At 70.7% G+C, this 25,994-nt stretch carries 24 protein-coding genes; 14 read left to right on the forward strand and 10 right to left on the reverse strand.

Annotation, left to right across the window (positions count from 1 at the left end; all coding sequences use genetic code 11):
* Positions 1-16 precede the first annotated feature (16 nt).
* A complete protein-coding gene (locus R3F55_19285) occupies positions 17-1,990 on the reverse strand; it encodes a transglycosylase SLT domain-containing protein (GenBank protein ID MEZ5669537.1) in 1,974 nt (657 codons plus the stop codon).
* Positions 1,991-2,193: 203 nt separating this feature from the next.
* Here R3F55_19285 and dapA point away from each other — a divergent pair, with 203 nt between their 5' ends.
* Positions 2,194-3,072 (forward strand): 4-hydroxy-tetrahydrodipicolinate synthase, encoded by an 879-nt coding sequence (dapA, locus tag R3F55_19290; GenBank protein MEZ5669538.1) that lies wholly within the window; start codon positions 2,194-2,196, stop codon positions 3,070-3,072.
* A gap of 38 nt (positions 3,073-3,110) precedes the next feature.
* Positions 3,111-3,584: an SsrA-binding protein SmpB gene (gene smpB / locus R3F55_19295; protein MEZ5669539.1), complete on the forward strand. Its 474-nt coding sequence runs from the start codon at positions 3,111-3,113 to the stop codon at positions 3,582-3,584.
* A 13-nt stretch (positions 3,585-3,597) separates the two neighbouring features.
* On the opposite strand, the gene R3F55_19300 is transcribed toward smpB, so the two are convergent.
* A complete protein-coding gene (locus tag R3F55_19300) occupies positions 3,598-3,966 on the reverse strand; it encodes a hypothetical protein (GenBank protein ID MEZ5669540.1) in 369 nt (122 codons plus the stop codon).
* Positions 3,967-4,157: 191 nt separating this feature from the next.
* Here R3F55_19300 and R3F55_19305 point away from each other — a divergent pair, with 191 nt between their 5' ends.
* Positions 4,158-4,889: a hypothetical protein gene (locus tag R3F55_19305; GenBank protein ID MEZ5669541.1), complete on the forward strand. Its 732-nt coding sequence runs from the start codon at positions 4,158-4,160 to the stop codon at positions 4,887-4,889.
* A gap of 7 nt (positions 4,890-4,896) precedes the next feature.
* On the opposite strand, the gene R3F55_19310 is transcribed toward R3F55_19305, so the two are convergent.
* Positions 4,897-5,427, reverse strand: coding sequence for a uracil-DNA glycosylase (locus R3F55_19310; GenBank protein MEZ5669542.1), 531 nt, complete (start codon positions 5,425-5,427; stop codon positions 4,897-4,899).
* A 111-nt stretch (positions 5,428-5,538) separates the two neighbouring features.
* Complete coding sequence (locus R3F55_19315) at positions 5,539-6,234, reverse strand: NYN domain-containing protein (protein MEZ5669543.1); 696 nt, start codon at positions 6,232-6,234, stop codon at positions 5,539-5,541.
* Between the two features lie 251 nt (positions 6,235-6,485).
* Between R3F55_19315 and rpoZ the strand changes: the two genes are divergently transcribed.
* The 11 genes from rpoZ (at position 6,486) to parC (ending at position 20,166) form a co-directional block, all read left to right on the forward strand.
* Complete coding sequence (gene rpoZ / locus R3F55_19320) at positions 6,486-6,875, forward strand: DNA-directed RNA polymerase subunit omega (protein ID MEZ5669544.1); 390 nt, start codon at positions 6,486-6,488, stop codon at positions 6,873-6,875.
* 155 nt (positions 6,876-7,030) lie between these two features.
* Entirely contained in the window at positions 7,031-9,181 is a 2,151-nt protein-coding gene (locus tag R3F55_19325) for a bifunctional (p)ppGpp synthetase/guanosine-3',5'-bis(diphosphate) 3'-pyrophosphohydrolase (protein ID MEZ5669545.1), read from the forward strand.
* 22 nt (positions 9,182-9,203) lie between these two features.
* On the forward strand, positions 9,204-9,632 hold the full coding sequence (gene acpS, locus R3F55_19330; protein MEZ5669546.1) for a holo-ACP synthase: 429 nt from the start codon (positions 9,204-9,206) through the stop codon (positions 9,630-9,632).
* 113 nt (positions 9,633-9,745) lie between these two features.
* The gene (lepB, locus tag R3F55_19335; protein MEZ5669547.1) at positions 9,746-10,477 is read left to right on the forward strand and encodes a signal peptidase I; all 732 of its coding nucleotides are present in this window, start codon (positions 9,746-9,748) and stop codon (positions 10,475-10,477) included.
* Positions 10,474-12,144 carry a GTPase Era gene (era, locus tag R3F55_19340; GenBank protein MEZ5669548.1) on the forward strand — a complete coding sequence of 557 codons (1,671 nt, stop codon included), beginning with the start codon at positions 10,474-10,476 and terminating at the stop codon, positions 12,142-12,144. Before lepB ends, era begins: the two co-directional genes overlap by 4 nt.
* Before the next feature lie 114 nt (positions 12,145-12,258).
* Complete coding sequence (locus R3F55_19345) at positions 12,259-14,307, forward strand: ABC transporter substrate-binding protein (protein ID MEZ5669549.1); 2,049 nt, start codon at positions 12,259-12,261, stop codon at positions 14,305-14,307.
* Entirely contained in the window at positions 14,262-15,200 is a 939-nt protein-coding gene (locus R3F55_19350; protein MEZ5669550.1) for an ABC transporter permease subunit, read from the forward strand. The genes R3F55_19345 and R3F55_19350 overlap by 46 nt, the downstream gene beginning before the upstream one ends.
* Positions 15,197-15,856: an ATP-binding cassette domain-containing protein gene (locus tag R3F55_19355; GenBank protein ID MEZ5669551.1), complete on the forward strand. Its 660-nt coding sequence runs from the start codon at positions 15,197-15,199 to the stop codon at positions 15,854-15,856. Before R3F55_19350 ends, R3F55_19355 begins: the two co-directional genes overlap by 4 nt.
* Positions 15,857-15,901: 45 nt before the next feature.
* Positions 15,902-16,648 (forward strand): DNA repair protein RecO, encoded by a 747-nt coding sequence (gene recO, locus R3F55_19360; GenBank protein MEZ5669552.1) that lies wholly within the window; start codon positions 15,902-15,904, stop codon positions 16,646-16,648.
* Complete coding sequence (locus R3F55_19365) at positions 16,645-17,886, forward strand: FAD-dependent oxidoreductase (protein MEZ5669553.1); 1,242 nt, start codon at positions 16,645-16,647, stop codon at positions 17,884-17,886. The genes recO and R3F55_19365 overlap by 4 nt, the downstream gene beginning before the upstream one ends.
* A 57-nt stretch (positions 17,887-17,943) precedes the next feature.
* Positions 17,944-20,166, forward strand: coding sequence for a DNA topoisomerase IV subunit A (gene parC, locus R3F55_19370; protein MEZ5669554.1), 2,223 nt, complete (start codon positions 17,944-17,946; stop codon positions 20,164-20,166).
* A 12-nt stretch (positions 20,167-20,178) separates the two neighbouring features.
* Here the strand turns inward: parC and R3F55_19375 are convergent, their stop codons facing one another.
* From R3F55_19375 to R3F55_19400, 6 genes are all read right to left on the reverse strand, one after another.
* Positions 20,179-20,358: a hypothetical protein gene (locus tag R3F55_19375; GenBank protein ID MEZ5669555.1), complete on the reverse strand. Its 180-nt coding sequence runs from the start codon at positions 20,356-20,358 to the stop codon at positions 20,179-20,181.
* A gap of 444 nt (positions 20,359-20,802) precedes the next feature.
* Positions 20,803-21,636, reverse strand: coding sequence for an N-acyl homoserine lactonase family protein (locus tag R3F55_19380; GenBank protein ID MEZ5669556.1), 834 nt, complete (start codon positions 21,634-21,636; stop codon positions 20,803-20,805).
* 41 nt (positions 21,637-21,677) lie between these two features.
* Entirely contained in the window at positions 21,678-22,691 is a 1,014-nt protein-coding gene (locus tag R3F55_19385; GenBank protein MEZ5669557.1) for an ABC transporter permease, read from the reverse strand.
* On the reverse strand, positions 22,688-24,259 hold the full coding sequence (locus R3F55_19390) for a sugar ABC transporter ATP-binding protein (GenBank protein MEZ5669558.1): 1,572 nt from the start codon (positions 24,257-24,259) through the stop codon (positions 22,688-22,690). Before R3F55_19390 ends, R3F55_19385 begins: the two co-directional genes overlap by 4 nt.
* A 21-nt stretch (positions 24,260-24,280) precedes the next feature.
* Positions 24,281-25,144, reverse strand: coding sequence for a sugar ABC transporter substrate-binding protein (locus R3F55_19395; protein ID MEZ5669559.1), 864 nt, complete (start codon positions 25,142-25,144; stop codon positions 24,281-24,283).
* 351 nt (positions 25,145-25,495) lie between these two features.
* Positions 25,496-25,690: a Flp family type IVb pilin gene (locus tag R3F55_19400; protein ID MEZ5669560.1), complete on the reverse strand. Its 195-nt coding sequence runs from the start codon at positions 25,688-25,690 to the stop codon at positions 25,496-25,498.
* Positions 25,691-25,994 lie beyond the last annotated feature (304 nt).

Raw genomic sequence — 25,994 nt, forward strand, 5'->3', positions numbered from 1 at the left:
ACGGCCGCCGCCGGGTTCACCCGCCGCGGGCCAGGTCGAGCATGATCTGGCCGTTGAGGGGCGCCTGGCCGAGGCGTACCCGATAGATCTCGGTGCCTTCAAGCACCCTCTGCACGTAATTGCGCGTCTCGTTGAACGGGATCAGCTCGATCCAGTCGATCGGGTCGACCGTGCCGCCGCGCGGGTCGCCATAGGTCTCGATCCAGCTGTCGACGCGGTTCGGGCCGGCGTTGTAGCCGGCGATCGCCATGATGTAGGACCCGGCGAACTGGTTGACCCGGTTGCCCAGATAGGTGCTGCCGAGCAGCAGATTGTGGCCGGTGTCGCTGGTCAGCATGTTGGTGGAGTGGGCGACGCCGAGCACCCGGGCCACGGTTTCGGCGGTCTGTGGCATCAGCTGCATCAGGCCGCGCGCGCCGGCGCTGCTGACCGCCCGCGCGTCGAAGCCGCTCTCCTGCCGGATGATGCCATGGATCAGCGCCGGCTCCACCGCCGGCAGCCCGGCCGGCAGCGCCACGAGCGGATAGCCGTCGTAGAGTACCGTGCCGCCGCGGCCGGCCCGACGGGCCGCCCAGACCGCGAAATCGATCCGGCCCAGGCCGGTGGCCAGGTCGGCGACCAGCTGATAGTGACGCGGCTCGTCGGAATGGTTCATCAGCGCCCAGAAGAACGAGACGACATACTCGTCCTCGCCGAGCTCGCTCATCAGGATCGCCGCCCGCGCAAGCTCGCCGTTCTGGAAGGTCTCGACCTCGGCCGGCGACAGCGGCGCGGGGCCGAGCGGCAGCACCAGCGGCGCGTTGGGGTCGAGCGCCGCCGCGGCGACCTGGCCGTAGAAGGTCTGGGTGAACTGGGCGGCGATGCCGTACCACTGTGCCGCCGACGTGCTTTCGCCCAGTTCAGCCATCGCCCGGGCCGCCCAGTAGGCACCGCGGGCGGACGAGATCGGCGACTCGGCTTCCGAATAGAGCCGCATGAAGTGGGTCAGCGCCGTGCGCGGGTCGCCCAGCCGCCGCAGCGCGATCCAGCCCGCGGTCATCTCCGCGTCCATCAGATCGACGCCGGTGGCCTGGCGGTGGTCGGCGGCCAGGTTGTAGGCCTCGGCGAAGCGCGCGTCGCGCATCAGCCGACGAATCTGGATGCTGCGCTCGGTCCACCACTTCTCCGGCGCCGGCGCGTCGAACGGCTGCACCTGCAGCATCTCGCGCGCGCCGTCGTCCAGGTCGGCGCGGCGACGCCAGCGCAGCCGCTCGTAGACCAGCCCGGGGTCCGTCTGCAGCGCCGCCGGCACGGCCGCGATCGCGTCGTCGACGCCGCCCTGGCCGCGCATCAGCCGCAGCCGGGCATTGACCAGCGCGGCATGGCCGGCGTCGAGCAGCGGCAGCATGCGTTCGGCCGCATCGTCCTCGCCGTCCCACATCAGTCGGTCGGCGCGGGCGTAATGGTCCGGCGCCTGCAGCAGGTTGGCGTGGGCCGAAAGGAACACGGTCTGACCCGCGGCGTCGAATTCGCCGTCGCGCCAGCCGTCGCGCGCCACGCCGGTGGCGCGGCCGGCCTGGCCGGTGGCCAGCAGCGCGGACACATAGGCGGCCCAGCCCTCGCCGGTCAGCGGCGGATGGGCGTCGAAGAAGGCGATCAGTTCGGCCGGCTGCAGCGATCCGTCCAGCCCGCGCTCGGCCAGGCGCTGCAGGCTGTTCAGCCGCGGCCAGTCCGGGTTGGCCTGGACGAAGGCGACCAGGTCGCGGGGCGCGGCGCCATAGCCGCGCTCGCCCAGCGCCAGCCAGCCGATCACCTTGCGCGGCAGCGGATCGCTGCCGCCGGCCGCGAGCGCCACGGCACCGGCCGGGTCGGCCTGGCGCAGCGCCTGGAAGGCGGCAGCATAGGTCGCGCGGTCGGTGTCGCTCAGCTGCTGCGCGGCGGCGCAGGCCGGCATCAATGCCAGAATTGCGGCTACGAGCCAGCGGCGGCCCGGTCCCTCGCGACGCGACATCGCCGTCTCCATCTCTCAGCTGGCAAAGGCCGTGGCGCGACGCGCGACGCTGGGGGCCGGCGCACGCACCCGACTCGCGCACCAGTCTACCGGCAGCCCGCCCGGCTGCACCACCCCCGAGGCGCGAAGCGTGCGTTGCGTGGCCGCGCCGCGGTCGCTATGGTGCCCGGCCGTTTCGCAGCGCAATCGAGAAGCACGAGAAAATGTTCAAGGGGTCCATCGTGGCGCTGGTCACGCCGTTCCGCAACGGCGCGATCGACGAGGCCGCGATCCAGCAACTGGTCGAATGGCACATCGCCGAGGGGACCCACGGGATCGTTCCCGTCGGCACCACCGGCGAATCGCCGACCCTGTCCCACGCCGAGCACCACCGGGTGGTCGACCTGTGCATCGAGGCCGCGGCGAAACGGGTGCCGGTGATCGCGGGCGCCGGCTCGAACGCGACCGACGAGGCGGTCTCGCTGGCCCGCCATGCCAAGGCCGCGGGCGCCGATGCCGCGCTGGTGGTCACGCCCTACTACAACAAGCCGACCCAGGACGGGATGTTCGCGCATTTCACCGCGATCGCCGACGCGGTCGACCTGCCGATCCTGATCTACAACATCCCCGGCCGCAGCGTGGTCGACATGTCGGTGGAGACGATGGCGCGGCTGGCCAGGCACCCGAACATCGTCGGCGTCAAGGATGCGACCGCCGACCTGGCCCGGCCGCTGGCAACCGGCACCGCGATCGGCTGGGATTTCTGCCAGCTTTCCGGCGAGGACGCGACCGCGCTGGCCTTCTACGCCGGCGGCGGCCACGGCTGCATCTCGGTCACCGCCAACGTGGCGCCGCGGCTGTGCGCGGAAATGTACAACGCCTGGGACGGCGGCGACATCAAGGCGGCGGTCGCCATCAACAAGCGGCTCTATCCGCTGAGCAAGGCCCTGTTCATCGAAAGCAACCCGGCGCCGGCGAAATACGCGCTGTCGACGATGGGCAGGATCGCCGAGGAGCTGCGGCTGCCGCTGGTGCCGGTGCGCGACACGACGCGGGCCGCCGTGCGCGACGCGATGGCCTTCGCCGGCCTCAGCAACGCCTGAAAGCGGCATCCGGGCCTCGGCAGGAGGCCGGCGGCACCATGGCCCAGCAGCGACACACCCACCGCACGGCCTGCGAGAACCGCAAGGCCCGCCACGACTATTTCATCGACGAGACGCTCGAGGCGGGCATCGTGCTGACCGGCACCGAGGTCAAGTCGCTGCGCGAGGGCCGCGGCAACCTGCGCGATTCCTATGCCGGCGACCGCGACGGCGCACTGTGGCTGTTCGGGGCCTACATCCCCGAGTACGGCAAGGCGGTCGGCTTCCTGCGCCACGAGGAGCGCCGGCCGCGCAAGCTACTGCTGCACGCCCGCGAGATCGCGCGGCTGATCGGCGCGATCCAGCGCGAGGGCGTGACCCTGGTGCCGCTGTCGATCTATTTCAACGACCGCGGCATCGCCAAGGTCGAACTGGGCGTCGCGCGCGGCAAGCGCAAGGCCGACAAGCGGCAGAGCGAGAAGGAACGCGACTGGCAGCGCGAGAAGGCGCGGGTGATGCGCGACCGCGGCTGAAGGCGGCCGCCGTTCAGAACGTGATCAGCTGGTCGCGCTTCTGCGTGCCGACGCTGACGTCGACCGTCCTGGTCTCGCCGGCGAACGTCGCGGTCACGCGATAACGGCCCGGCGCCAGGTCGACCAGCAGCCACGGCCCGTCGCAACCGGTTTCCAGCACGACATTGCCGGCCGCATCGCTGATCCGGGTCAGCACGTCGGCCAGGAAGTGGCCGTCCGGCTCGGCGTAGATCAGCTTCAGGGTATAGGGCGTGTTGGCCGCCTGCTCGCGTGCGGTCAGCCCGACCCCGACACACAGGTGGCCAGGCTGCTGCGCCGCGCCCTCGCCAGACCAGCCAAGGGGCAGCAGCGCAACGGCCGCCCACAGCAAGGATCGCCGCATCGTCCATTCCTTCCGCTGGAAGCGTCACCGCCCTTGCCGACAGCCCTATGCGGCGAAGATGGCACAAAGGTGGCCGCCATCGACACAGTGCCGCCGAACGGACCGGCTATTGCACTGGACTGCCGCACGACGGCACACTCGTTCGTCTCGGCTCATCCCGCCTCGTTATTCTTGCCCAAATCGGAGGTCCCATGTCAGATCGGCGCAGCCATTCGCCACTTCGTCCCGCTTTGCCTTTGCTTGCCGCCGCGACGTTCGCCCTGTCCGCCTGCGTTCCGGGCGTCGGCCCGCAGGGACCGACCGCGTCGGAGCGGCTGGACCAGGCGATCGGACAGAACGAGCGCGACATCATCGGACGCTGGGGCCGGCCGGACGACGTCTACGAATATGCCGACGGAACGCGCGCCGTCACCTGGGAATACGGCTACTGGCAGGAGAGCTGGCAGGAGGAATGGCATTGCGAGATCACGCTCGACCTCAATTCCGCCGGCACGGTGGTCGACTGGCACATGTCCTTCATCAACGACGCGGCCAACCCTGCCATGACATCATGGACGGGCTCAGCTGAGACGTCGCCGGCAACGTCGGCGCAATGCGCCGTGGCGGCCGTACTGGCGCTGGCGCTGAGCGGCTGTGCCGACGGGACCCGCTGGGCGGAAAGCCGCGACGCCGAGACCCTGAACGGTTTCATCGGGCGTAGCGCCCGCGACGCGGTCGCCGCCTGGGGCCCGCCGTCCAGCACCTACGGCTATGGCGACGGCCGCAAGGAGCTCACCTATCGCTGGTCGGAGACGGTGGACGACAAGACGCAAAGCTGCGAGTGGACGCTGGTGATCGACGCCGACGGCACCATCGGCTCGTGGCGACGGGCAACGACCCGGCTGGGAGCCGGGCTGTGCGAGAACGACGCCGCCCGCGAATAGACGCCGGCTAGATCAGGCCGCGCACGGCGCGGAACACGTCGTGGAACATCGCCTCGGTCAGCCGGCCGGTGTTGGTGTTGTAGCGCGAGCAGTGATAGCTGTCGGCCAGCGTCAGACCGTCGCCGAGGTCGTGAATTGCCGCGTGGCCGAACTTGCAGTCCGCCTGCCGCCGGCCCAGCGCGCGCAGTACCGACCCGTGCGAACCGGTGCCCAGGGCGACAATGACCCGCAGCCGTGGCAGGCCGGCAATCGTGGCGGCCAGGAACGGCCGGCATGCGCCGAACTCCGCGCCCACCGGCTTGTTCTCCGGCGGCACGCAGCGCACCGCATTGGTGATCATGCAGTCGACCAGGGTCAGTCCGTCGGCAGGATCGCGGTCGTACCTGCCGCATGCGAAGCCGAATTCGAGCAAGGTCGCATAGAGCAGGTCGCCGGCATAGTCGCCAGTGAACGGCCGGCCGGTGCGGTTGGCGCCGTGCAGGCCCGGCGCCAGGCCGACGATCAGCAGCCGCGCGTCGGCCGGCCCGAAGCTCGGCACCGGCGCGTTATGATAGCCGGGAAACCGGGCCCGGTTGTCACGCCGGAAGCCGGCCAGCCGCGGACAAAGTATGCAATCGCGGCCCGGTTCCGCCGCGGACGCCGCCACCGCTCAGCGCACGGGCTCGTCGTCGAGGTCGTCCTCGTCGTCGTAATACTCGTCGTCCTCGAGGTCCTCGTCGTCCTCGTCGTACTCGTCTTCCTCGACCGCTGGCCGCGCCGCCGTGCGCCGGTCCTCGCGGTTGTCCGGGCGGCCGGCATGCGACCGGCGGATCGAATCCGCCAGCTGCTCCAACTCGACAAACACGTCCGCCTGGCGGCGCAACTCGTCGGCCACCATCGGCGGCTGCGAGCGGATGGTGGAGACGATCGACACCCGCACGCCCTTGCGCTGCACCGCCTCGACCAGGCGGCGAAAGTCGCCGTCGCCCGAGAAGATCACGACATGGTCGACCCGCTCGGCGATCTCCATCACGTCGGTCGCCAGCTCGATGTCCATGTTGCCCTTGATCTTGCGCCGGCCGGTGGCGTCGGTGAACTCCTTGGTCGGCTTGGTGACCATGGTGTAACCGTTGTAGTCGAGCCAGTCGACCAGCGGGCGGATCGGTGAATACTCCTGGTCCTCGACCAGCGCCGTATAATAGAACGCACGAACAAGCCTTGTATTCAGCCTGAACAGTTCCAGCAGCTTTTTGTAGTCAATGTCGAAACCTAACGATCGTGCCGCTGCGTAGAGATTTGCCCCATCGATGAAGATAGCGACGCGTTCGTCCTCATAGAACTTCCCACCAGGGATAGACCTAGCCATCAGCATTCCTATTGTGTTCGACAGAACAGATATTGAAGCGGCTGCGTCGGTGTATCCCTAACCGTCGCAGCGCACACGGACGGACTCTGCCGCGCCGTTACGAATACCTGCACCGTCACCACCCATCCGGGCGGCAGGCAATGAACAAGGCCAACAGTCGGCACCGAATCAATTGATGCCGGGTCGACCTTGAGTTCCGAATGGAAGGAGGATATACAGTCCGGCTTTCCAACAGACAAGGGGTTTGCCTCATGGCCCGCGTGACCGTCGAAGATTGCGTCGAGCGGATTCCCAACCGGTTCGAGCTGGTCATGCTTGCCGCCCACCGCGCGCGCGAAATCGCCGCGGGCGCCGGCACCAAGGTCGATCGCGACAACGACAAGAACCCGGTGGTCGCCCTGCGCGAGATCGCGGACATCGACGTCGAGTCCGAACGGCTGCGCGACGCACTGGTCCATTCGCTGCAGCGCCAGCCCGACGTTGATGAACCGGACGACGATGAGCTAACCTTGCTGCCCAATGCCGACATGGAGATGGTGCCGGACGTCGAGGCTTCGCCGGCGGACGACGAAGACGAGGACGAGACCATCGGCGCCGGCATGGCGTCGTTCGAGGACGACCCGGCCGCGATGGACGACTGACCGCCGCCGCCCGGCCCGCGCCGGCGGGGGCCGACGGCGCAGATGTGAAGGCTGATGCGCATTTGGAGCAGGCGCAGGCAGTAGACGACAGAACGGTGGCCGACCGGGCCGCAGCGCCGAACGCCTCGGCGCCTGCCCGCCCGGCCGGCCCGCGCATGATGCGCCAGTACGAACTGGTGGAGCGGGTGCGGGCCTACGACCCGTCGGCCGACGAGGCCGCGCTCAACAAGGCCTATGTGTTCGCGATGCAGGCGCACGGCAGCCAGAAGCGGGCCAGCGGCGACCCCTATTTCTCGCATCCGCTCGAAGTGGCCGGCATCCTGACCGGCCTCAAGCTCGACACCGCCTCGATCGTGACCGCGCTGCTGCACGACGTGGTCGAGGACACCGACTACACCCTGCACGACATCGAGGCGCTGTTCGGGCCGGAGATCCGGCGCCTGGTCGACGGCGTCACCAAGCTGTCGCGCATCGAGCTGCAGTCCGACCACACCAAGCAGGCGGAGAATTTCCGCAAGCTGGTGATCGCGATGTCGGAGGACATCCGCGTGCTGCTGGTCAAACTGGCCGACCGGCTGCACAACATGCGCACGCTGCATTATGTCGGCTCGGAGGAGAAGCGGCGCCGGGTGGCGCGCGAGACGATGGACATCTTCGTGCCGCTGGCCGAGCGCATCGGGCTCAACTCGATCAAGGCGGAGCTCGAGGACCTGGCGTTCGCCGAGCTGAACCCGGACGGCCGGGAATCGGTGGTGGCGCGGCTGAACTACCTGCACGACGAGTCCGGCGTGTCGACGGTGCAGGCGATCATCGGCGAGCTCGGCCGCGTGCTCGGCGAGGCCAGGATCGTGTGCGAGGTGTCCGGCCGCGAGAAGTCGCCCTACTCGATCTGGCGCAAGATGCAGCACAAGAATGTCGGCTTCGAGCAGCTGTCCGACATCATGGCGTTCCGCGTCGTCACGCACAGCGTGCCCGACTGCTATCAGGTGCTGGGCGTGATCCACAGCCAGTACCCCGTGGTGCCGGGGCGGTTCAAGGACTACATCTCCACGCCGAAGGCCAACGGCTACCAGTCGATCCACACCGGCGTCATCGGCCCGCAGAAGCAGCGGATCGAGATGCAGATCCGCACCGTGCAGATGCACGACCAGGCGGAGCGCGGCGTCGCGGCGCACTGGGAGTACAAGCAGGGCGGCGCGGTGCCGGACGGCAGGCGCTATCGCTGGCTGCAGGATTTCCTGGAGATCCTGGAACAGGCCGCCAGCCCCGAGGATTTCCTCGAGCATACCAAGCTGGAGATGTTCTCCGACCGGGTGTTCTGCTTCACCCCGAAGGGTGACCTGATCGACCTGCCGCGCGGCTCGACGCCCGTGGATTTCGCCTATGCCGTGCACTCCGAGGTCGGCGACCACTGCACCGGCGCGAAGATCAACGGCCGGCTGATGCCGCTGCGCACCGCGCTGGCCAACGGCGACCAGGTCGAGATCACCACCAACCGCGCGCAGACGCCGTCGCCGACCTGGGAGCGGTTCGTCGTCACCGGCAAGGCGCGGGCCCGCATCCGCCGGTTCATCCGCACCCAGAAGCGCGAGGAATACATCGACCTCGGCCGCACCATGCTGCAGCGCACCTTCCGCCAGGAGGGCCACGCGCTGTCGGACAAGCTGCTGGCACGCGCGTTCGAGCACTGCCATGTCGAGACGGTGGACGACCTCTACGCCGTCGTCGGCGAGGGCCTGCGCACCGCGAACGAGGTGCTGCACGCGGTGTTCCCCGACGCCGCCCACCCGCAGAAGCCGCGGCCGCAGCCGGGCGCGCCGCACGAGGCCGAGCATCGTAACGACGTCGTCGACAAGGGCGTGCCGATCGGCGGCCTGATCCCCGGCCTGGCGCTGCATTTCGCGCGCTGCTGCCACCCGCTGCCCGGCGACCGCATCCGCGGCATCGTCACCACCGGCAAGGGCGTCACCATCCATACCGAGGACTGCGCCACCCTGGAGCGGTTCATGGATACGCCGGAGCGCTTCCTCGACGTCTACTGGACGCCGAACGGCGACGGCCACAACCCGTTCGTCGGCCGGCTGCACGTGGTCATCGACAACCGGCCGGGCAGCCTGGGCACGCTGACCACCATCATTGCCAAGAACAACGGCAACATCACCAACCTGAAGATCACCAACCGGTCGATCGACTTCTTCGACATGCTGGTCGACATCGAGGTGAAGGACACCGCCCACCTCAACGACGTCATCGCCGACCTGCGGTCGAACAAGGCGATCGGCACGGTCGAGCGGCAGCAGGGCTGATGCCGGGGGAACGGACCAGGCCATGATCATCGGCATCGGCATCGACATCATCGACATCCGCCGGGTCGAGCGCACGCTGGAGCGCTTCGGCGACCGCTTCACCCAGCGCTGCTATACCGAGGTCGAGCAGGCCAAGTCGGACCGGCGGGCGCGGCGGGCCGACAGCTATGCCAAGCGCTATGCCGCCAAGGAGGCCTGTTCCAAGGCCCTGGGCACCGGCCTGCGCCAGGGCGTCTACTGGCGCGACATGGGCGTGATCAACCTGCCGTCGGGGCAACCGACCATGACGCTGACCGGCGGCGCGGCCGACCGGCTGGCCCGGTTGTTGCCCGCCGGCCACCGGGCCGAGATCGCGCTGACCATCACCGACGAATACCCGCTGGCCCAGGCCATGGTCATCATTTCCGCCGTTCCCGAACCCGACGCGGGGGCCGCGGCGCAGCCCGGATAACACCTTGCGCCGGGCGGGTCGGATGTATATGTGCAAGGCGCATTGACGCCGCCGCCCCGAGACCGGCCGCCGGCAGCCACAGGGGATTTGCCATCTCAATCGCGACCAAGAAGGTGAAGGCCAAGCGCTCGGGCCTTGGCGAGACGATCCACACGATCATCTACGCCGTGCTGATTGCGCTGGTGGTCCGCACCGTGGCGTTCGAGCCGTTCAACATCCCCAGCGGGTCGATGAAGCCGACGCTGCTGGTCGGCGACTACCTGTTCGTCTCCAAGTACAGCTATGGCTACAGCCGCTATTCGCTGCCGTTCTCGCCGGACCTGTTCGATGGCCGCATCCTCGAATCGACGCCGGAGCAGGGCGACGTCGTCGTGTTCAAGCTGCCGAGCGACACCTCGCAGGACTACATCAAGCGCGTGATCGGCCTGCCCGGCGACCGCATCCAGATGATCGGCGGAATCCTCCACATCAACGGCGTGCCGGTGCAGCGCGAGGAGGTCGGCCCGGTCGCCGCGGAGGACGGCAACGGCGTCGACCGCTCCGTCACCGAATACATCGAGACCCTGCCCAACGGCGTGCAGCACCCGATCTACGAGGAAGGCGACAACCGCCCGCTGGACACCACGCGCGAGTTCGTCGTGCCCGAGGGGCACTTCTTCGCGATGGGCGACAACCGCGACAACTCGCTCGACAGCCGTGCCAATGTCGGCTTCGTGCCGTTCGAGAACCTGGTCGGGCGGGCGGAGTTCATCTTCTACTCGACCGACGGGTCGGCCGAGCTGTGGGAGATCTGGAAGTGGCCAGCCGCAACACGCTGGGTCCGGCTGTTCAACGGAATCGGGTGACGGCCACCGGCGGGCCGTGCGCGGCCAAGGCGCCGGCCCCGGACGGGCTCTCTGCGCTCTACCCTGCCCTCGGCCATGAATTCGACAACGCGCAGCTGCTGGCCGACGCGCTGACCCATGTCAGCCTGCGCGCCAGCGGCGAGGCGTCCCCCTATCAGCGGCTGGAGTTCCTCGGCGACCGGGTGCTCGGCGTCGTGGTCGCCGACATGCTGTACCACCGCTTTCCGGACGAGGCCGAGGGCGCGCTGGCCAAGCGCCACGCCGCGCTGGTGCGCCGCGAGGCCCTGGCCGACGTCGCCGCGCTGATCGACCTCGGTGCCCATATCCGCGTGGCCGGCCCGGACGCCAACCAGGACCTGCTGGCCAACCCGGGCGTGCTCGCCGACTGCTGCGAGGCGGTGATCGGTGCGCTGTACCTCGACGGCGGCCTGGACGCGGCCGGCGTCTTCGTTTCCCGCTACTGGGAACCGCTGCTGGAGGCCGATCCGGCGCCGCCGCGCGACCCGAAGACCGCATTGCAGGAATGGGCGCAGGCCCGCGGCCGTCCGCTGCCGGAATATCTGGAGATCGAGCGCAGCGGCCCGACCACGCGCCGACCTTCGTGGTCGAGGTCCGGGTCGAGGGCTGCCCGCCCGGCGCGGCGAAGGTCCGTCCAAGCGCGTGGCCACCCGCATCGCTGCCGAGCGCATGCTCGGCCTGGCCGAGCAGGAGCGCGGCAAGCCGGACGCCAACGGCGACGACGCGGCGGCCGACCGCGACGCATGAGCGACGGTGCCGGCGCCACCCGCTGCGGCTTCGTCGCCCTGATCGGGGCGCCCAACGCCGGCAAGTCGACCCTGATCAACCGCCTGGTCGGCGCCAAGGTCTCCATCGTCACGCCGAAGGTGCAGACCACCCGCACCCAAGTGCGCGGCGTCGCCACCCTGGGCGACACCCAGATCGTGTTCATCGACACGCCGGGCATCTTCGCGCCGCGCCGGCGCCTGGACCGGGCGATGGTGGCGGCGGCCTGGACCGGCGCCCAGGACGCCGATGTGGTGGCACTGCTGGTCGACTGCCGGCGCATCACCGACGAGGACCTGGCGATCGTCGACCGGCTGGTCGCCGCCGACCGGTCCGCCATCCTGGTGCTCAACAAGATCGACCTGGTCAAGCCGCAGGACCTGCTGGCCCGCGCCGCCGCCTTGAACGCGCGCGGCCGCTTCGACGCCACCTTCATGATCTCGGCCGAGACCGGCGACGGCGTTGCCGACCTCGCCGCGCACCTGGCCGCGCGGATGCCGGAAGGCCCGTGGCACTATCCGGAGGATCAGCTGTCCGACCTGTCGGAGCGGCTGATGGCCGCCGAGATCACGCGCGAGAAGCTGTTCCTGCGCCTGCGCCAGGAACTGCCCTATGCGCTGACCGTGGAGACCGACGGCTGGCAGGAGTTCGACGACGGCAGCGTGCGCATCGACCAGACCATCTACGTCACCCGGCCGGGCCACAAGGGCATCGTGCTCGGCAAGCGCGGCGCGGAAATCCAGGCCGTCAGGCTGGCCGCGCAGGCCGAGATCGCGCGCGAGCTCGAGCGCAAGGTCCACCTGTTCCTGTTCGTCAAGGTCCGCGAGCGCTGGCTCGACGACCCGGAGCGTTTCGCCGCCTGGGGCCTGGACTACAACGCCTGACGTACACGCCGGCGTCAGCCACTGTGTGCGGCGGGCCGGCCGCCGCCGTGCTAGTGTCGCCGCCGGAAATGCCGGCGCGGGGCCGTCGGCGCACCCTGGACACGGAATTGCACGATGCAGGCAGCAAACGGTTGGCGCAGCGCGATGCGCGGGGCCGGTTTCGCCCTGACCGCGGGCCTGGCGATGGCCGGCAACGCGGCATCGGCGGACGAGCGGCCGAACCCGGCCGACTTTGCCGACTGGACCGCGGTCGAGGCTGCGGCGCGCGGCAGCACCGTCTATTTCAACGCCTGGGGCGGCGACGCCAAGATCAACGACTACATCGCCTGGGTCGGCGCGGAAGTGGCGGCGCGCTACGGCGTGACTCTGGTGCATGTGAAGCTGAGCGATACCGCCGAGGCGGTCGCGCGCGTGCGCGCCGAGCAGAGCGTCGGCCGCGATGCGGGCGGCAGCGTCGATCTGGTCTGGATCAACGGCGAGAACTACGCCGCCATGCGGCTTGGCGGTCTGCTGTTCGGCCCGTTCGTCCCCATGCTGCCCCACGCGGCGCTGGTCGACATCGCCGACAAGCCGACCACCCAGGTCGACTTCAGCCTGCCGGTGGACGGCATGGAGTCGCCCTGGGGCATGGCCCGGTTCGTGTTCATCGCCGACAGCGCGACGGTGCCGGAGCCGCCGCGCACGCCGCGCGACCTGCTGGCCTGGGCCGCGGCCAATCCCGGCCGGTTCACCTATCCGGCGCCGCCGGATTTCGTCGGCACCGCCTTCGTCAAGCAGCTGCTTCTGTCGATGACCACCGAGCGCAGCCTGTTCGCGGCCCCGCCGGTCGATGACGCGGCCTTTGCCGCGGCGACCGAGCGGCTGTGGGCCTGCCTGGACGAGCTGCACCCGAATCTGTGGCGCGGCGGCGCGGCGTTCCCGGCGAGCTATCCCGCCGCGCGCCAGCTGATGAACGACGGCGAGACCGACATCGCAATGGCGTTCAATCCCGGCGAGGCGTCGGCGGCGATCGCCCAGGGCCTGCTGCCCGAAAGTGCGCGCAGCTACGAGTTCGACGGCGGCAGCATCGGCAACACCCATTTCGTCGCGATCCCCTACAACGTCAGCAGCCCGGCCGGCGCGATGGTGGTGGCGGACTTCCTGCTGTCGCCCGCGGCGCGAGCGGCCAGGCGACCCTCGGTCTGGGGCGACCCACGTGCTCGACCTCGACCGCCTGTCGCCCGCCGACCGCGCCCTGTTCGACGCCCTGCCGCTGGGCGTCGCCGACATCCCGCCGGCCGCGATGGGCCCGGTGCTGGTGGAACCGCACCCGGACTGGACCACCGCGCTCGAGGCGGAGTGGCAGCGGCGCTACGCCCGCTGACGGCCGGCCTGCCGCCGGCCGGACGCTCGCCATGCCGAGCGGCGCCGCTGCTCTCACGCTGGCGCTGGTGCTGGCGCCGGTCGCGGCCGGCCTCGCCGCCATGGCCATCCCCGCCTTCACCGGACCCGACGGCGGCTTCGGGCTGCAGGCGGCGGGCGCTGCTGGACGCGCCGGGCCTGGTCCACCGCGTCGCTGGCGTTCGCGGTCGGACTGGTCGCGACCGCGCTGTCGCTGCTGCTGGTGATGGCGGCCTGTGCCGCCTTCCACGACCGGCCGTCGTTCCGGGCCCTGCGCCGCCTGCTCGGCCCGATCCTGGCGGTGCCGCACGCCGCCGTCGCAGTCGGCCTCGCCTTCCTGCTGGCGCCGAGCGGCCTGCTGATGCGCCTGGCCTCGCCCTGGGCCACCGGCCTCGACCGCCCGCCCGACCTGACCCTGGTCCAGGATCCGCTCGGCCTGGCGCTGATCGTCGGTCTGGTGGTCAAGGAAGTGCCCTACCTGTTCCTGATGACGTTGGCCGCACTTGGCCAGGTCGACGCCGCCCGCCGGGTGGCGGTGGCGCGCAGCCTGGGCACCCGCCGGCCACGGCCTGGCTGGCGACGGTCTGGCCCGCGGTCTATCGCCAACTGCGGCTGCCGGTCTTCGCCGTGCTCGCCTTTCGCTGTCGGTCGTCGACATGGCGCTGGTGCTGGGGCCGACCACGCCGCCCACCCTGGGTGTGCTGGTGCTGCGCTGGGCCCAGGACGCAGAGGCTGGCATGCGGGCGCAGGCCGCCGCCGGCGCCTGCCTGCTGCTGGCGCTGACCCTGGCGGCGATGGCCGTCTGGCTTGGCCTGGAGCGGGCGTGCGCCGCCGCCGCACGGGCGTGGCGAGGCCGCGGCCGCCGCGCCGATCCGCCGGGCCTGCGGCCGGCGGCGGGAACCGCGATGGTGACGCTGGTGCTGCTGGCCATGCTGGCCAGCGCGGGCATGCTGCTGTGGTCGGTCGCCGGCCAGTGGCGCTTCCCGGACAGCCTGCCGGCGCAGTGGTCGATCGCGCGCTGGGCCGAGGCCGGCAACGGCGTCGCGCGGCCGTTCCTGGCGACGCTCGCGATCGGAGCCGGCGCAGTCGCGGTCGCCCTTGTCGCGGTGCTGGCCTGCCTGGAGAACGAAGACCGGGCCCATGGCGCCGCACCCCGGCGCGCGCTGTGGCTGCTCTACGCCCCGCTGCTGGTGCCGCAGGTCTGCTTCCTGTTCGGGGTGCAGCAGTTGCTGGTCCGGCTGCAGCTCGACGGCCACTGGCTGGCGGTGCTGTGGAGCCACCTGCTGTTCGTCCTGCCCTATGTCTATCTGTCGATGGCGGAGCCGGCCCGCGCCCTCGACCCGCGCTATCGCCGCGCCGCCGTCGGCCTCGGCGCCTCGCCCTGGCGCCAGTTCGCGCGGGTCCGCCTGCCGTTGCTGTTGCGCGCAACGCTGGTCGCTGCCGCCGTCGGCTTCTCGGTCAGCGTCGCCCAGTACCTGCCGACGGTGTTCGCCGGCGCGGGCCGCATCGTCACGCTGACCACCGAGGCTGTGACCCTGTCGGCGGGCGGCGACCGCCGCCTGATCGGCATCCATGCCGTGCTGCAGTCCGCCCTGCCCTTTGCCGGCTTCGCGCTGGCGGCGGCGGTGCCGGCGCTGCTGTTCCGCAACCGCCTGGGCATGCGGGCAGGCTGGTGACGGCCGCGGCCTTGCACCTGGCCGGCGTGACGGTCGCGACCGCGGCCGGCCCGCTGTTCGCGCCGCTCGATCTTGCCGTCGCGGCGGGCGAGGTCGTCAGCGTGATGGGGCCGAGCGGCAGCGGCAAGTCCAGCCTGATCGCCTGGGTCAGCGGCGCGCTGCCGCCGGGGCTGCACGGCCGCGGGCGCATCGGGCTCGGCGGCGACGACGTTACCGGCCTTCCGCCCGAGCGCCGCCGGATCGGCATCCTGTTCCAGGACGACCTGCTGTTCCCGCACATGTCGGTGGGCGAGAACCTCGCCTTCGGCCTGTCCGGCGGGCTTGACCGGGCCACCCGCCGCAGCCGCGTGGACGCCGCGCTGGCCGAGGCCGGCCTGGCCGGCTTCGCGGGGCGCGATCCGGCCACCCTGTCCGGCGGCCAGCGCGCCCGCGTGGCGCTGATGCGCACCCTGCTGGCCGAGCCGCGGGCCGTGCTGCTCGACGAGCCGTTCGCGCGCCTCGACATCGACCTGCGCCAGCGCTTTCGCGCCTTTGTCGTCGATCACATCAGCGCCCGGGCGATTCCCGCGCTGCTCGCCACCCACGACCGCGACGACGCCGCTGCGGCGGGCGGGCCGGTGGTGAACCTGCGGCCGGTCACGGCGGCCGCGGGCTGACCGACCCGCTGGACCCGCCGTGACGCCGGGCCTACAACGGCGGCCATGGAATGGCATGACGAGGCAATCGTGATCGCGGCGCGGCCGCACGGCGAATCCTCGCTGCTGGTCAGCCTGTTCAGCCAGGTGCACGGCCGGCATGCCGGCCTCGCCCGCGGCGGCGCCGGCCCGCGGCGGCGCGGCGATTTCCAGCCCGGCAACCAGCTGGCCGCTCACTGGCGCGCACGGCTGGCAGACCATCTCGGCAGCTTCACCTGCGAGCTGACCGGCGCGCGCGCCGCTCGCTGCCTGGCCGATGCCGATGCGCTGGCCGCGCTGGCCAGCGCCTGCGCCCTGTGCGAGGTGGGCCTGCCCGAGCGGCTGCCGATGCCGTCGCTGTACCAGCGCCTGGCCGGGCTGTTGGACCGCATCGCCGCCGGCACGCCGGACTGGCGGGCCGCCTATGTGGCATGGGAGGTCGACTATCTCGCCGAGCTCGGCTTCGGGCTCGACCTGTCCGAATGCGCCGTCACCGGCGAGACGGATGGCCTGGTCTTCGTGTCGCCACGGACCGGACGGGCGGTCAGCGGCGCCGGCGCCGGCCGCTTCGCCGACCGGCTGCTGCCCCTGCCCGCCTTCCTGCACACGCCCGGGGCCGCGGCCGATGCCGAGGCGATCGCCGACGGCCTGCGGCTGACCGGGCACTTCCTCGACGCCCACATCTTCCAGCCGCCGGAGCGGCGGATGCCGGAGGCGCGCGCACGGCTGGTCGACCGGCTGAGCCGCCGGCCGGCGCCGCGGCGGGCATCGTGAGCGACGCCACCGTCACCATCGTCGGCGCCGGCGTGGTCGGCATGGCCTGTGCCGTGCAGCTGCAGCGCGACGGCCATCGCGTGCAGGTGGTCGACCGCGGCCCGCCCGGCGAAGGCTGCTCGCGCGGCAACGCCGGCATCATCGCCGTCGACCATGTGCTGCCGGTGGCCACCCCGGGCATCCTGCGCCGAGTGCCGCGCATGCTGCTCGACCCGACCGGGCCGCTGGCGATCCGCTGGGGCTACCTGCCGACGCTGACGCCCTGGCTGCTCCGCTTCCTGGCCAACGCCGCGCCGGCCCGCGTCGACCGGCTCGGCGCCGCCATCGCGGCCTTGACCGCGCCGGCGCTCGACGCCTGGCGCGACCTGCTCGACGCCATCGAGGCGCCGGAACTGATCGAGCGCCGCGGCTGGCTCGCCGCCTATCGCAGCGAGTCCGGCTTCCGCGCCGATGCCGGCGAGCGCCAGCGCCAACGGGCGCTGGGCGTCGCGGTCGATGAGCTCGCGGCGGAGGAGCTGCGTCAGCAGGAGCCGGCGCTGGCACCCGGCCTCGCCCGCGGAGTGCTCTATCCGGAGTCGGCCCAGGCGCTGGAGCCGCTGCTGGTCGTCCAGCGGCTGGCCGAGGCCTTCCGGCGCAACGGCGGAACGCTGGTCCGCGCAGACGTCGGCGCGATCGATGTCGGCGAGTCCGGGCCGCGCAGCCTCGCCACCGACAGCGGCCCGATCCCGGTCGAACGCCTGCTGCTGTGCGGCGGCGCCTGGTCGAAGCCGCTGGCCGCCGCGCTCGGCCACCGGGTGCCGCTCGACACCGAGCGCGGCTATCACGTCCACCTGCCCGATCCGGGCATTGCGCTGCGCCGACCCTTGCTCGACGGCGACCGCAAGTTCTTCCTGACCCCGATGGCGACAGGGCTCAGGCTGGCCGGCACGGTGGAGCTGGGCGGGCTGAAAGCGCCGCCCGACTGGCGCCGGGCCGAGATGTTGCTGCGCCACGCCCGCGACCTGCTGCCCGGCCTCGGCGAGGCGGGGGCGGCGCGCTGGATGGGGTTCCGGCCGACATTTCCGGATTCGCTGCCGGCGATCGGCCCGTCGCCACGGCTGCCGAACACGTGGTTCGCCTTCGGCCACCAGCATCTCGGCCTGACCCTGGCGGCGATCACCGGCCGGATGGTCGCCGCCATGATCGGCGGCCGGCCGTCGCCGGTGGACGCGAAGCCTTACCGCATCGACCGGTTTTGATGCATCTAGGGGAATGATGACGCCTGTGATTCGCCCGCAGCCGGAAAGCGAGCCGTCTTGACCCCCGACGACCGCCCCGCCGAGATCCGCGACGTCGCCCTGTCCGAGGCGCTGGGCGAACGCTACCTGTCCTACGCGCTCAGCACCATCACCGCCCGCTCGCTGCCGGACGTGCGCGACGGCCTGAAGCCGGTGCACCGGCGCATCCTGTACGGGATGCGCGAGCTGAAGCTGGACCCGAACTCCGGCTTCAAGAAATGCGCCCGCATCGTCGGCGACGTGATGGGCAAGTACCACCCGCACGGCGACGCCGCGATCTACGACGCCATGGTGCGGCTGGCGCAGGAATTCTCGCAGCGCTACCCCCTGGTCGACGGCCAGGGCAACTTCGGCAACGTCGACGGCGATAACGCCGCGGCGATGCGCTACACCGAGGCGCGGCTGACCGCGATCGCCGAGGCGATGCTGGACGGGATCGACGAGGACGCCGTCGATTTCCGCGAGACCTACGACGGCGACGACAGGGAGCCGGTGGTCCTGCCGGCGGCGTTCCCCAACCTGCTGGCCAATGGCGCGGCCGGCATCGCGGTCGGCATGGCCACCTCGATCCCGCCGCACAACGCGGGCGAGCTATGCGGCGCGCTCTTGCACCTGATCGAACGGCCGGAGGCAACGGTCGCCGACCTGCTGCAGCACATCAAGGGACCGGACCTGCCCACCGGCGGGCTCCTGGCCGAGGACCCGGAGGCGATCCTCGCCGCCTACGAGACCGGCCGCGGCAACTTCCGCATCCGTGCTCGCTGGGAGGTGGAACGGCAGAAGGGCGGCACCTGGCAGATCGTCGTCACCGAGATCCCCTACCAGGTGCAGAAGTCGAAGCTGGTCGAGCGCATCGCCGACCTGATCGTCAACCGCAAGGTGGCGATGCTGGGCGACGTGCGCGACGAGTCCGCCGAGGACATCCGGCTGGTGCTGGAGCCGCGCAGCCGCAACGTCGAGCCCGAGATGCTGATGGAGGCACTGTTCCGCCAGACCGAACTGGAGGCGCGGATCGGCCTCAACATGAACGTGCTCGACAAGCATCGCACGCCGCGGGTGATGTCGCTGAAGGAGGTGCTGGTCGCCTTCCTGGAGCACCGCGACGAGGTGCTGGTCCGGCGCAGCCAGCACCGGCTCGACCGGATCGCCCACCGGCTGGAGGTGCTCGGCGGCTACATGGTCGCCTATCTCAACCTCGACGAGGTGATCCGCATCATCCGCGAGGAGGACGAGCCGAAGCCGGCACTGATCGCGGCCTTCGATCTCAGCGACGTGCAGGCCGAGGCGATCCTCAACATGCGGCTGCGCAGCCTGCGCCGACTGGAAGAGATGGAAATCCGCAAGGAGGTCAAGGGGCTGGAGCGCGAGCAGAAGGAGCTGAAGACCCTGGTCCGCGACCCGGCCCTGCGCGCGGCCCGGATCGCGGCGCAGATCGGCGAGATCCGCAAGAAGTTCGGCGCCGACGACGCCATCGGGCGCCGCCGCACCACACCGGTCGCCGCGCCGATCGCCGCCGACGTGCCGATCGAGGCGATGGTCGAGCGCGAGCCGATCACCGTGCTGCTGTCGAAGAAGGGCTGGATCCGCGCCGCCAAGGGCCACCTGCCGGCCGATTCCGAACAGCGCTACAAGGATGGCGACGGCGAGTTCCTGCGCGTGCCGGCCGAGACCACCGACAAGCTGCTGCTGTTCGCCACCAACGGCCGGTTCTACACCCTGTCGGCCGACAAGCTGCCGGGCGGGCGCGGCTTCGGCGAGCCGGTGCGGCTGATGATCGACCTGGCCAACGACCACGACATCGTCACCATGATGGTGCACCGGCCGCGCCGCCGGCTGCTGGTCGCGGCCAGCGACGGCCGCGGCTTCCTGGTGCCGGAGAGCGACGTCGTCGCCCAGACCCGCACCGGGCGGCAGGTGCTGAACGTGGCCGGCGACACCGAGGCGTCGATCTGCGTCGTCGCCGACGGCGACCATGTCGCCACCCTGGGCGAGAATCGCAAGCTGCTGGTGTTCCCGCTGGACGAGGTGCCGGAACTGGCACGCGGCCGCGGCGTCATGCTGCAGAAGTACAAGGACGGCGGCCTGGCCGACCTCAAGGTGTTCGCGCTGGCCGAAGGCCTGAGCTGGCGGCTGGGCGACCGCGAGCGGCGCGAGACCGACCTGGCGCCCTGGCTCGGCAAGCGCGCCCAGGCCGGCCGGCTGCCGCCGAACGGCTTCCCGCGCAGCAACCGGTTCGGCTGACCGGCCGCCGCCTCAGCTTGCGGTCCGGATCGCCGCGGTGACGCCTTCGTAGAGCCCGCTGACGACCTGTCCGAATTCGGCCATCGCGACGATGACCACGGCGGCCATCGCGCCGACCAGCACCGTGTATTCGACGACGACCGACCCGTCCTCCGCGGCGCCGAAACGCCGGATGTGGTCGCGTGCCTTCATGGTCCTGCCCCCTGCCTGGTTGGCGTGCCCCGGGGCGCATCTGGCGGCGTCCTCGCGGGCGGCGGCGCGCGATGCGCCGCATTTGTGCGAAATACGATACAACCGGGCGTTGTCGTGGCGCAAGCCCGCTACCGGTGCGGCGCGCAAGACAAAAGGCCCCCGGCGATCGCCGGGGGCCGTAAAGTGAGGAAGCCGGGTTGTCTGACGCGGCCTGGGGCACCGGGTTTCGGGCTGTTCGCCCGGGGTCGGCGCCGCAGCGCCGCCAATTCCCGCGGCCGTTGTCGGGAGTTCCGCAGCGGCAGCAAGGAAACACTCGCAAAACCCGCCCGACTTTGCAAGGAAGACCGCACAAGCCACCGGCGAATATTGTTCGAATTCAATAGAAATTTGCGACGAGAGCGAACTGTATTTGCAATGCCTTTCTCGTGCCTGCGACCGGCCGGGTCACGCCGCCTTGACGATAACGAAGCCGTCGACCTGCTTGACCACCGGCAGCCCCTGCCAGCGCCTGAAGTCGTGCAGGATGATCAGCCGGCCGGTGTCGCCGGCGATCTCCTTCTGGATGCGATCCATGGCGATCAGCTGGTCCCAGATCGCGCCGACACCGAAGGCCAGCGGCGCATAGACACCGTCGTCGGCATGGCCGCGCAGGTTCTTCAGCGAATACACGCAGTCGCCCGAGACGACCAGGCGGCCGCGCGCGGTCTCGACCGCGAAGAACTGCGAGCCGAGCGTGTGCCCCTTGCCGTCGCGCGCGTGCAGCCCCGGCACCACGTCGTCGGCGTCGCCGTCGAGCAGGTGCAGCCGGTGCTCGACCGCCGCATCGAAGCCGGCACGCAGGTCGTCGGGGTTGATCGCCAGCGTCAGGAAGCCGAACTGCTTCGGCATCGCCATCGCCTCCATCCAGCTCAGCCACTCGCGCTTCTGGATATGGACGGTGGCGTTCGGGAAATGCGCGATCGTGCCCATGTGGTCGTAGTGGGCGTGGCTGATTAGGATGTCGGAGACGTCCGCGGGCTGCACGCCGAGCTCGGCCAGCATGCGCAGCGGCGAGATCCAGTGCGGGATGCCGAAGCGCTCGTTCATCACCGCCGCCATGCCGTCGTTCATGTGGCCGCTGTCGATCAGCACGTTGCGGTTGCCGTTGCGCGCCAGCACGAAGGTGAACGGCAGATCGACCGCGCCGTCGTCGTGCGCGCCCAGCACCAGGCTGTCGACCGGCTGCTGGTGGGCGCGCGCATATTCGATCACGTACAGCTCCCAGGTCCTGTCCGACATCGCCGCTCTCCTCCCGTTGTCTCGCGCCGCCGGCCGGCGGTTCAGCGTTCGGCCAGCACCCGGCCCAGGCTCGACAGGCCGACCGCCACCACCAGGATTGCGCCCTGGAAGATGTACTGTGAGTAGGTCGGCGCGCCGAAGATGTTCAGCCCGTTGAAGCCCACCGCGATGATCACGCCGCCGATGAAGGTGCCGAGCACGTGGAACTCGCCGTCGCGCAGCGTCGCCGAGCCGAGGAACACGGTGGCGAAGGCGGTGAGCAGATAGCCGTCGGCGGCGCTGGTGGTGCCGCTGCCCAGCCGCGCGGCCAGCAGCACCCCGGTCAGCGCGGCGCAGACGCCGGAGATGACCAGGCCCAGGATCTTGATGTTGTCGACGTTGATGCCGCTGAGCCGCGCGGCGGCCGGGTTGCCGCCGACCGCCTGGAACGCCTGGCCGATCGAGGTGCGCTCGACCAGCACCCACAGCAGCAGCAGCACCAGCACCATCACGATCAGGTTGTGCGGCACGCCGTAGAGGCGGCCGAGCGACAGGTCCTTGAACGCCTCCGGCACGCCGGCGACGATCGGCACGCCGCTGGAATAGGCGAAGTTGAGCCCGACGATGATGGTGCCGACGCCCAGCGTCGCGATCACCGAGTTGACCCGCGCCTTGGTGATGATCAAGCCGTTGACCAGCCCGATCAGCCCGCCCAGCGCCAGCACCGCCACGATCGCCAGCCAGATCGGCAGCTCGGACTGCACGATCAGCCCGGTGACCAGCACGCCGTGGAAGCTGGCGGCGAAGCCGATCGATAGGTCGAGCTCGCCGACGATCACCGCCATGGTCAGCCCGCCGGCGATGATCATCGCCAGCGACGCCTGGTTCAGCACGTTGGTGAAGTTGCTCAGCGTCGGAAACGCCTTCGGCGACAGGGCCGAGAACACGATCAGCATCAGCAGCAGGCCGCCGACCGTGCCGTAGCGCGCCAGCAGCCCCAGCGCCCGCTTGGTGCCGGGCGCGCGCCAGAAGCCGGTCGCCGGCAGGGCTGGGCTGGAAATCTGCGGGTCGGTCATGGTCGCGCTTCGGTGGTTGCGGCGGCGTGGGCCGCCGTGTGGGCATAGCTGGCGTCGACGATGGCGTTGCGGGTGACCGCACTGCCGGCCAGCTCGCGCACCACCCGCCCCTCGGCCATGATCAGCACGCGGTCGCACAGGTCGGGCAGCTCGTCCGGCTCCGACGATATCACCAGCACGGCCATGCCGTCGGCCGCAAGCCTGCGGATCAGGCGATGGATCTCGCCGCGCGCGCCGATGTCGACGCCGCGAGTCGGCTCGTCGAGGATCAGCACCCGCGGCGTGCGCGCCAGCCAGCGGCCGATCACCACCTTCTGCTGGTTGCCGCCGCTGAGCCGGCCGACCGGCGCCTCGATGCCCTGCGCCTTGACCTGCAGGGTGCGGATCGTGTCGAGCGCGAGGCTGGCCCGGCGGCGATAGTCGATCAGCGGCAGGCCGCGCGACACCCTGATCTTGTCGAGGTTGGCCAGGCCGACATTGAAGGCCAGGCTCTTGCCCAGGATCAACCCGTCGCTGCGCCGCTCCTCCGGCACCAGGCCGATGCCGGCCGCCACCGCGTCGGACGGCGCATGCGGCTCGTAGCGCCGGCCGGCCAGCGTCATCGTCCCGGCCTGCAGCCGGTCGGCGCCGAACAGCAGCCGCGCCGCCTCGCTGCGGCCGGCGCCGACCAGGCCGCCCAGGCCCAGCACCTCGCCCGCATGCAGGTCGAAGTCGACGCCGCGCACATGCGGCTGCCGTGCCAGCCCGCGGACCGACAGCACCACGGTGTCGCCGGCGAAGTCGTGGGCATGCTCCAGATGCTCCGGCACCGCGCCGCCGACGATGGCCTCGACCAGCGCGCGGCGGGTCATCGCCGGCCCGGCCAGCGTGCCGACCGGCCGGCCGTCGCGCAGCACGGTGGTGCGATGGCACAGGTCGAGGATCTCGTCCAGCCGGTGCGAGACATAGAGCACCGCCACGCCGGAGGCCGACAGGTCGCGCACGATGGCGAACAGCCGCGTGCATTCGTTGGCCGACAGCGAGGCGGTCGGCTCGTCCATCACGATCAGGCGGCTGTTGTGCACCAGCGCCCGGCAGATCGAGACCAGCCAGTTCTCGGCGGTCGACAGCGCCGACACGTTGGTACTCAGCGGCACGGCGATGCCGACTCGCCGCGCCACCGGCTCGACGTCGCGGGCGATCGCGCGCCAGTCGACCAGGCCCAGGCGCTGCTTCTTCGGCGCGCCGAGCATGATGTTCTCCAGCACCGTCATCGTCGGCACCAGCGCCAGCTCCTGGTGGATGAAGCTGAGGCCGAGCCGGGTGGCGGCATGCGGCGTCTCGATGGCGACCGGGACGCCGTCCAGCGCGACGGTGCCGGCGTCGGGCCGTTCAAGCCCGGCCAGGATGCGGATCAGCGTCGACTTGCCGGCACCGTTGGCGCCGACCAGCCCGTGCACCTCGCCGGCGGCGATCTCCAGCGCGGCGCCCTTCAGCGCGTGGACGCCGCCGAAGCTCTTGTGGATGCCGGAAACGGCCAGGAACGGGGGCGCGTGCTGCGCCCCCGTCCGGGCCGGCGTATCGGTCATGTCGTGGCCGGTCGCGACGGCCTACTGGCCGATCGCCTCCGGATGCGCGGCCAGGAAGTCGGCGATGGTGTCCGCCGTGACCAGCACCGCCGGCACCTCGGCCGCCACCGGCTCCCAGCTGTCGGCCACGATGATGTCGGCCAGCATGCGGACCATGTTGTAGCCCTCGGTATAGCTGTCCTGCCATGCGGTGGCGGTCATGTGGCCGTTCTGGATGTTCTCCAGTGCCTGGGCGTTGCCGTTGATGCCGTAGACCTCGACATCCTCGCGACCCTGCTGGCGCAGCGCACCGACCGCGCCGATCGACGGATCGTCCCAGCAGCCCCAGATCGCCAGCGGCTCCTCGCCCTCCGGGTGCGACGCCAGCCAGGCGTTGGCGTATTGCGCGCCGTCCTCGAAATAGCCGGGGATGCGCACCTCGTTCTTGGTCACCTCGATGTCCGGATAGGCGGCGAGGATCTCGTCCATCACCACCTCGCGGTTCCGGCACACCTCGCCGGTGTGATAGGTCAGCGCCAGCACGCTGCCGGTGCCGCCCATCTTCTCGACCATCAGTTCGACCACCGGAACGGCCATCGGCCCGCCGGAGCCGTTGGTGGCGGCCACGCTGCCGCCCAGGCCGCCGCCCCAGGTCACCACCGGGATGCCGGCCTCGTCGGCCGCGGCCAGGCCTGCGCCGATCGACGAGACCGGGAACACCATGTCGACGATCGCGGTCACGCCGCGCTCGACGAAATTCTGCATGCCGGCATTGGCCTGGTCGGCGCTGCCGGCCGCATCGATCACCGAGATGTCCCAGCCGAATTCGTCGGCGGCCGCCTGGGCGCCGGCGATGTAGCGCGCGTTGTTGGCCTCGGTGGCGGCGATCGAGACGATGCCGACCACCACGCCCCTCGGCCAAGGCGGGCGCGGCTCCCGCCGCCATCACGCCGGCAGCCATGAGTCCGACCACAGTCCTGTGCATTTCCTCTCCTCCCGTTGAGTGGCTGCGCGCCTGTCCCGCCCCGATGCGGCGGCGCGGCCGGCTTGGTGACGGCCGCAGCCGTCGCGCGGCGCACTGTATGCATTAACGTTCATACCCTGCAACCGGTAACCCGGGCCGCGCGGCGCGTGCCGCCCCCGCCGGACCGCATGCCGCGCTGACGCCGGCGCGGCGCCAGGATCGCAACGGCCCCCGTTTTTGCGGGGCCGTTTTGCCGAGCGGAGGCCGCGTTGTCTGACGGGTTGCGGTCTGCGCTATTCGGCGGCGGGGAGGACGCCGTCGATGGAGGAGGAGGCGGTGTCGAAGACGGCGGCGAGGCTGTCGCCCATGGCGCCGAGTGCGGTGATGGCGGCGACGGAGACCATGGCGCCGATCAGGCCGTATTCGATGGCGGTGGCGCCGCAGTCGTCGGCGATGAAGCGGCGGAAGGCGGTGGCGAAGCGGGTCATGGGTGGATCTCCTGCCTGGAGGGGGTTTCGGACCTGTTCCTGCCTGTCCGGCCCCGGTTTTGGGTTCGTCGGGGGTTGTGTTGTCCCCGTGGCAAAACCTTCGCAAAAGCGGCGGGAGTTTGCAAGACAAAAGCGGAGAACCCGCTGTGAATACTATTCGATATCGAGATTTGTTTGTGGTTAATACTATGTTTCTTTACGACGCCTGCCGGCACCCGCCTGCCCCCATAACGGCGAAGGGGACGCCGGCATCGGCGTCCCCTCCAGGGCAGTGAAGCGCGCGATGGAAGGCGGCGGAGGCGCC

It is taken from the genome of Alphaproteobacteria bacterium, assembly GCA_041396705.1.
Taxonomy (GTDB): Bacteria; Pseudomonadota; Alphaproteobacteria; order CALKHQ01; family CALKHQ01; genus CALKHQ01.

Bases quoted from the DNA above. Each gene is read 5' to 3' on its own strand.
- R3F55_19385 (MEZ5669557.1), bottom strand. From the start codon at position 22,691: ATGACCGACCCGCAGATTTCCAGCCCAGCCCTGCCGGCGACCGGCTTC.
- R3F55_19350 (MEZ5669550.1), top strand. From the start codon at position 14,262: ATGCGGGCGCAGGCCGCCGCCGGCGCCTGCCTGCTGCTGGCGCTGACC.
- R3F55_19285 (MEZ5669537.1), bottom strand. From the start codon at position 1,990: ATGTCGCGTCGCGAGGGACCGGGCCGCCGCTGGCTCGTAGCCGCAATT.
- dapA (MEZ5669538.1), top strand. From the start codon at position 2,194: ATGTTCAAGGGGTCCATCGTGGCGCTGGTCACGCCGTTCCGCAACGGC.
- R3F55_19345 (MEZ5669549.1), top strand. From the start codon at position 12,259: ATGCAGGCAGCAAACGGTTGGCGCAGCGCGATGCGCGGGGCCGGTTTC.
- acpS (MEZ5669546.1), top strand. From the start codon at position 9,204: ATGATCATCGGCATCGGCATCGACATCATCGACATCCGCCGGGTCGAG.
- R3F55_19315 (MEZ5669543.1), bottom strand. From the start codon at position 6,234: ATGGCTAGGTCTATCCCTGGTGGGAAGTTCTATGAGGACGAACGCGTC.
- R3F55_19390 (MEZ5669558.1), bottom strand. From the start codon at position 24,259: ATGACCGATACGCCGGCCCGGACGGGGGCGCAGCACGCGCCCCCGTTC.
- rpoZ (MEZ5669544.1), top strand. From the start codon at position 6,486: ATGGCCCGCGTGACCGTCGAAGATTGCGTCGAGCGGATTCCCAACCGG.
- R3F55_19325 (MEZ5669545.1), top strand. From the start codon at position 7,031: ATGATGCGCCAGTACGAACTGGTGGAGCGGGTGCGGGCCTACGACCCG.
- recO (MEZ5669552.1), top strand. From the start codon at position 15,902: ATGGAATGGCATGACGAGGCAATCGTGATCGCGGCGCGGCCGCACGGC.
- R3F55_19300 (MEZ5669540.1), bottom strand. From the start codon at position 3,966: ATGCGGCGATCCTTGCTGTGGGCGGCCGTTGCGCTGCTGCCCCTTGGC.
- R3F55_19375 (MEZ5669555.1), bottom strand. From the start codon at position 20,358: ATGAAGGCACGCGACCACATCCGGCGTTTCGGCGCCGCGGAGGACGGG.
- R3F55_19400 (MEZ5669560.1), bottom strand. From the start codon at position 25,690: ATGACCCGCTTCGCCACCGCCTTCCGCCGCTTCATCGCCGACGACTGC.
- R3F55_19305 (MEZ5669541.1), top strand. From the start codon at position 4,158: ATGTCAGATCGGCGCAGCCATTCGCCACTTCGTCCCGCTTTGCCTTTG.
- R3F55_19380 (MEZ5669556.1), bottom strand. From the start codon at position 21,636: ATGTCGGACAGGACCTGGGAGCTGTACGTGATCGAATATGCGCGCGCC.
- smpB (MEZ5669539.1), top strand. From the start codon at position 3,111: ATGGCCCAGCAGCGACACACCCACCGCACGGCCTGCGAGAACCGCAAG.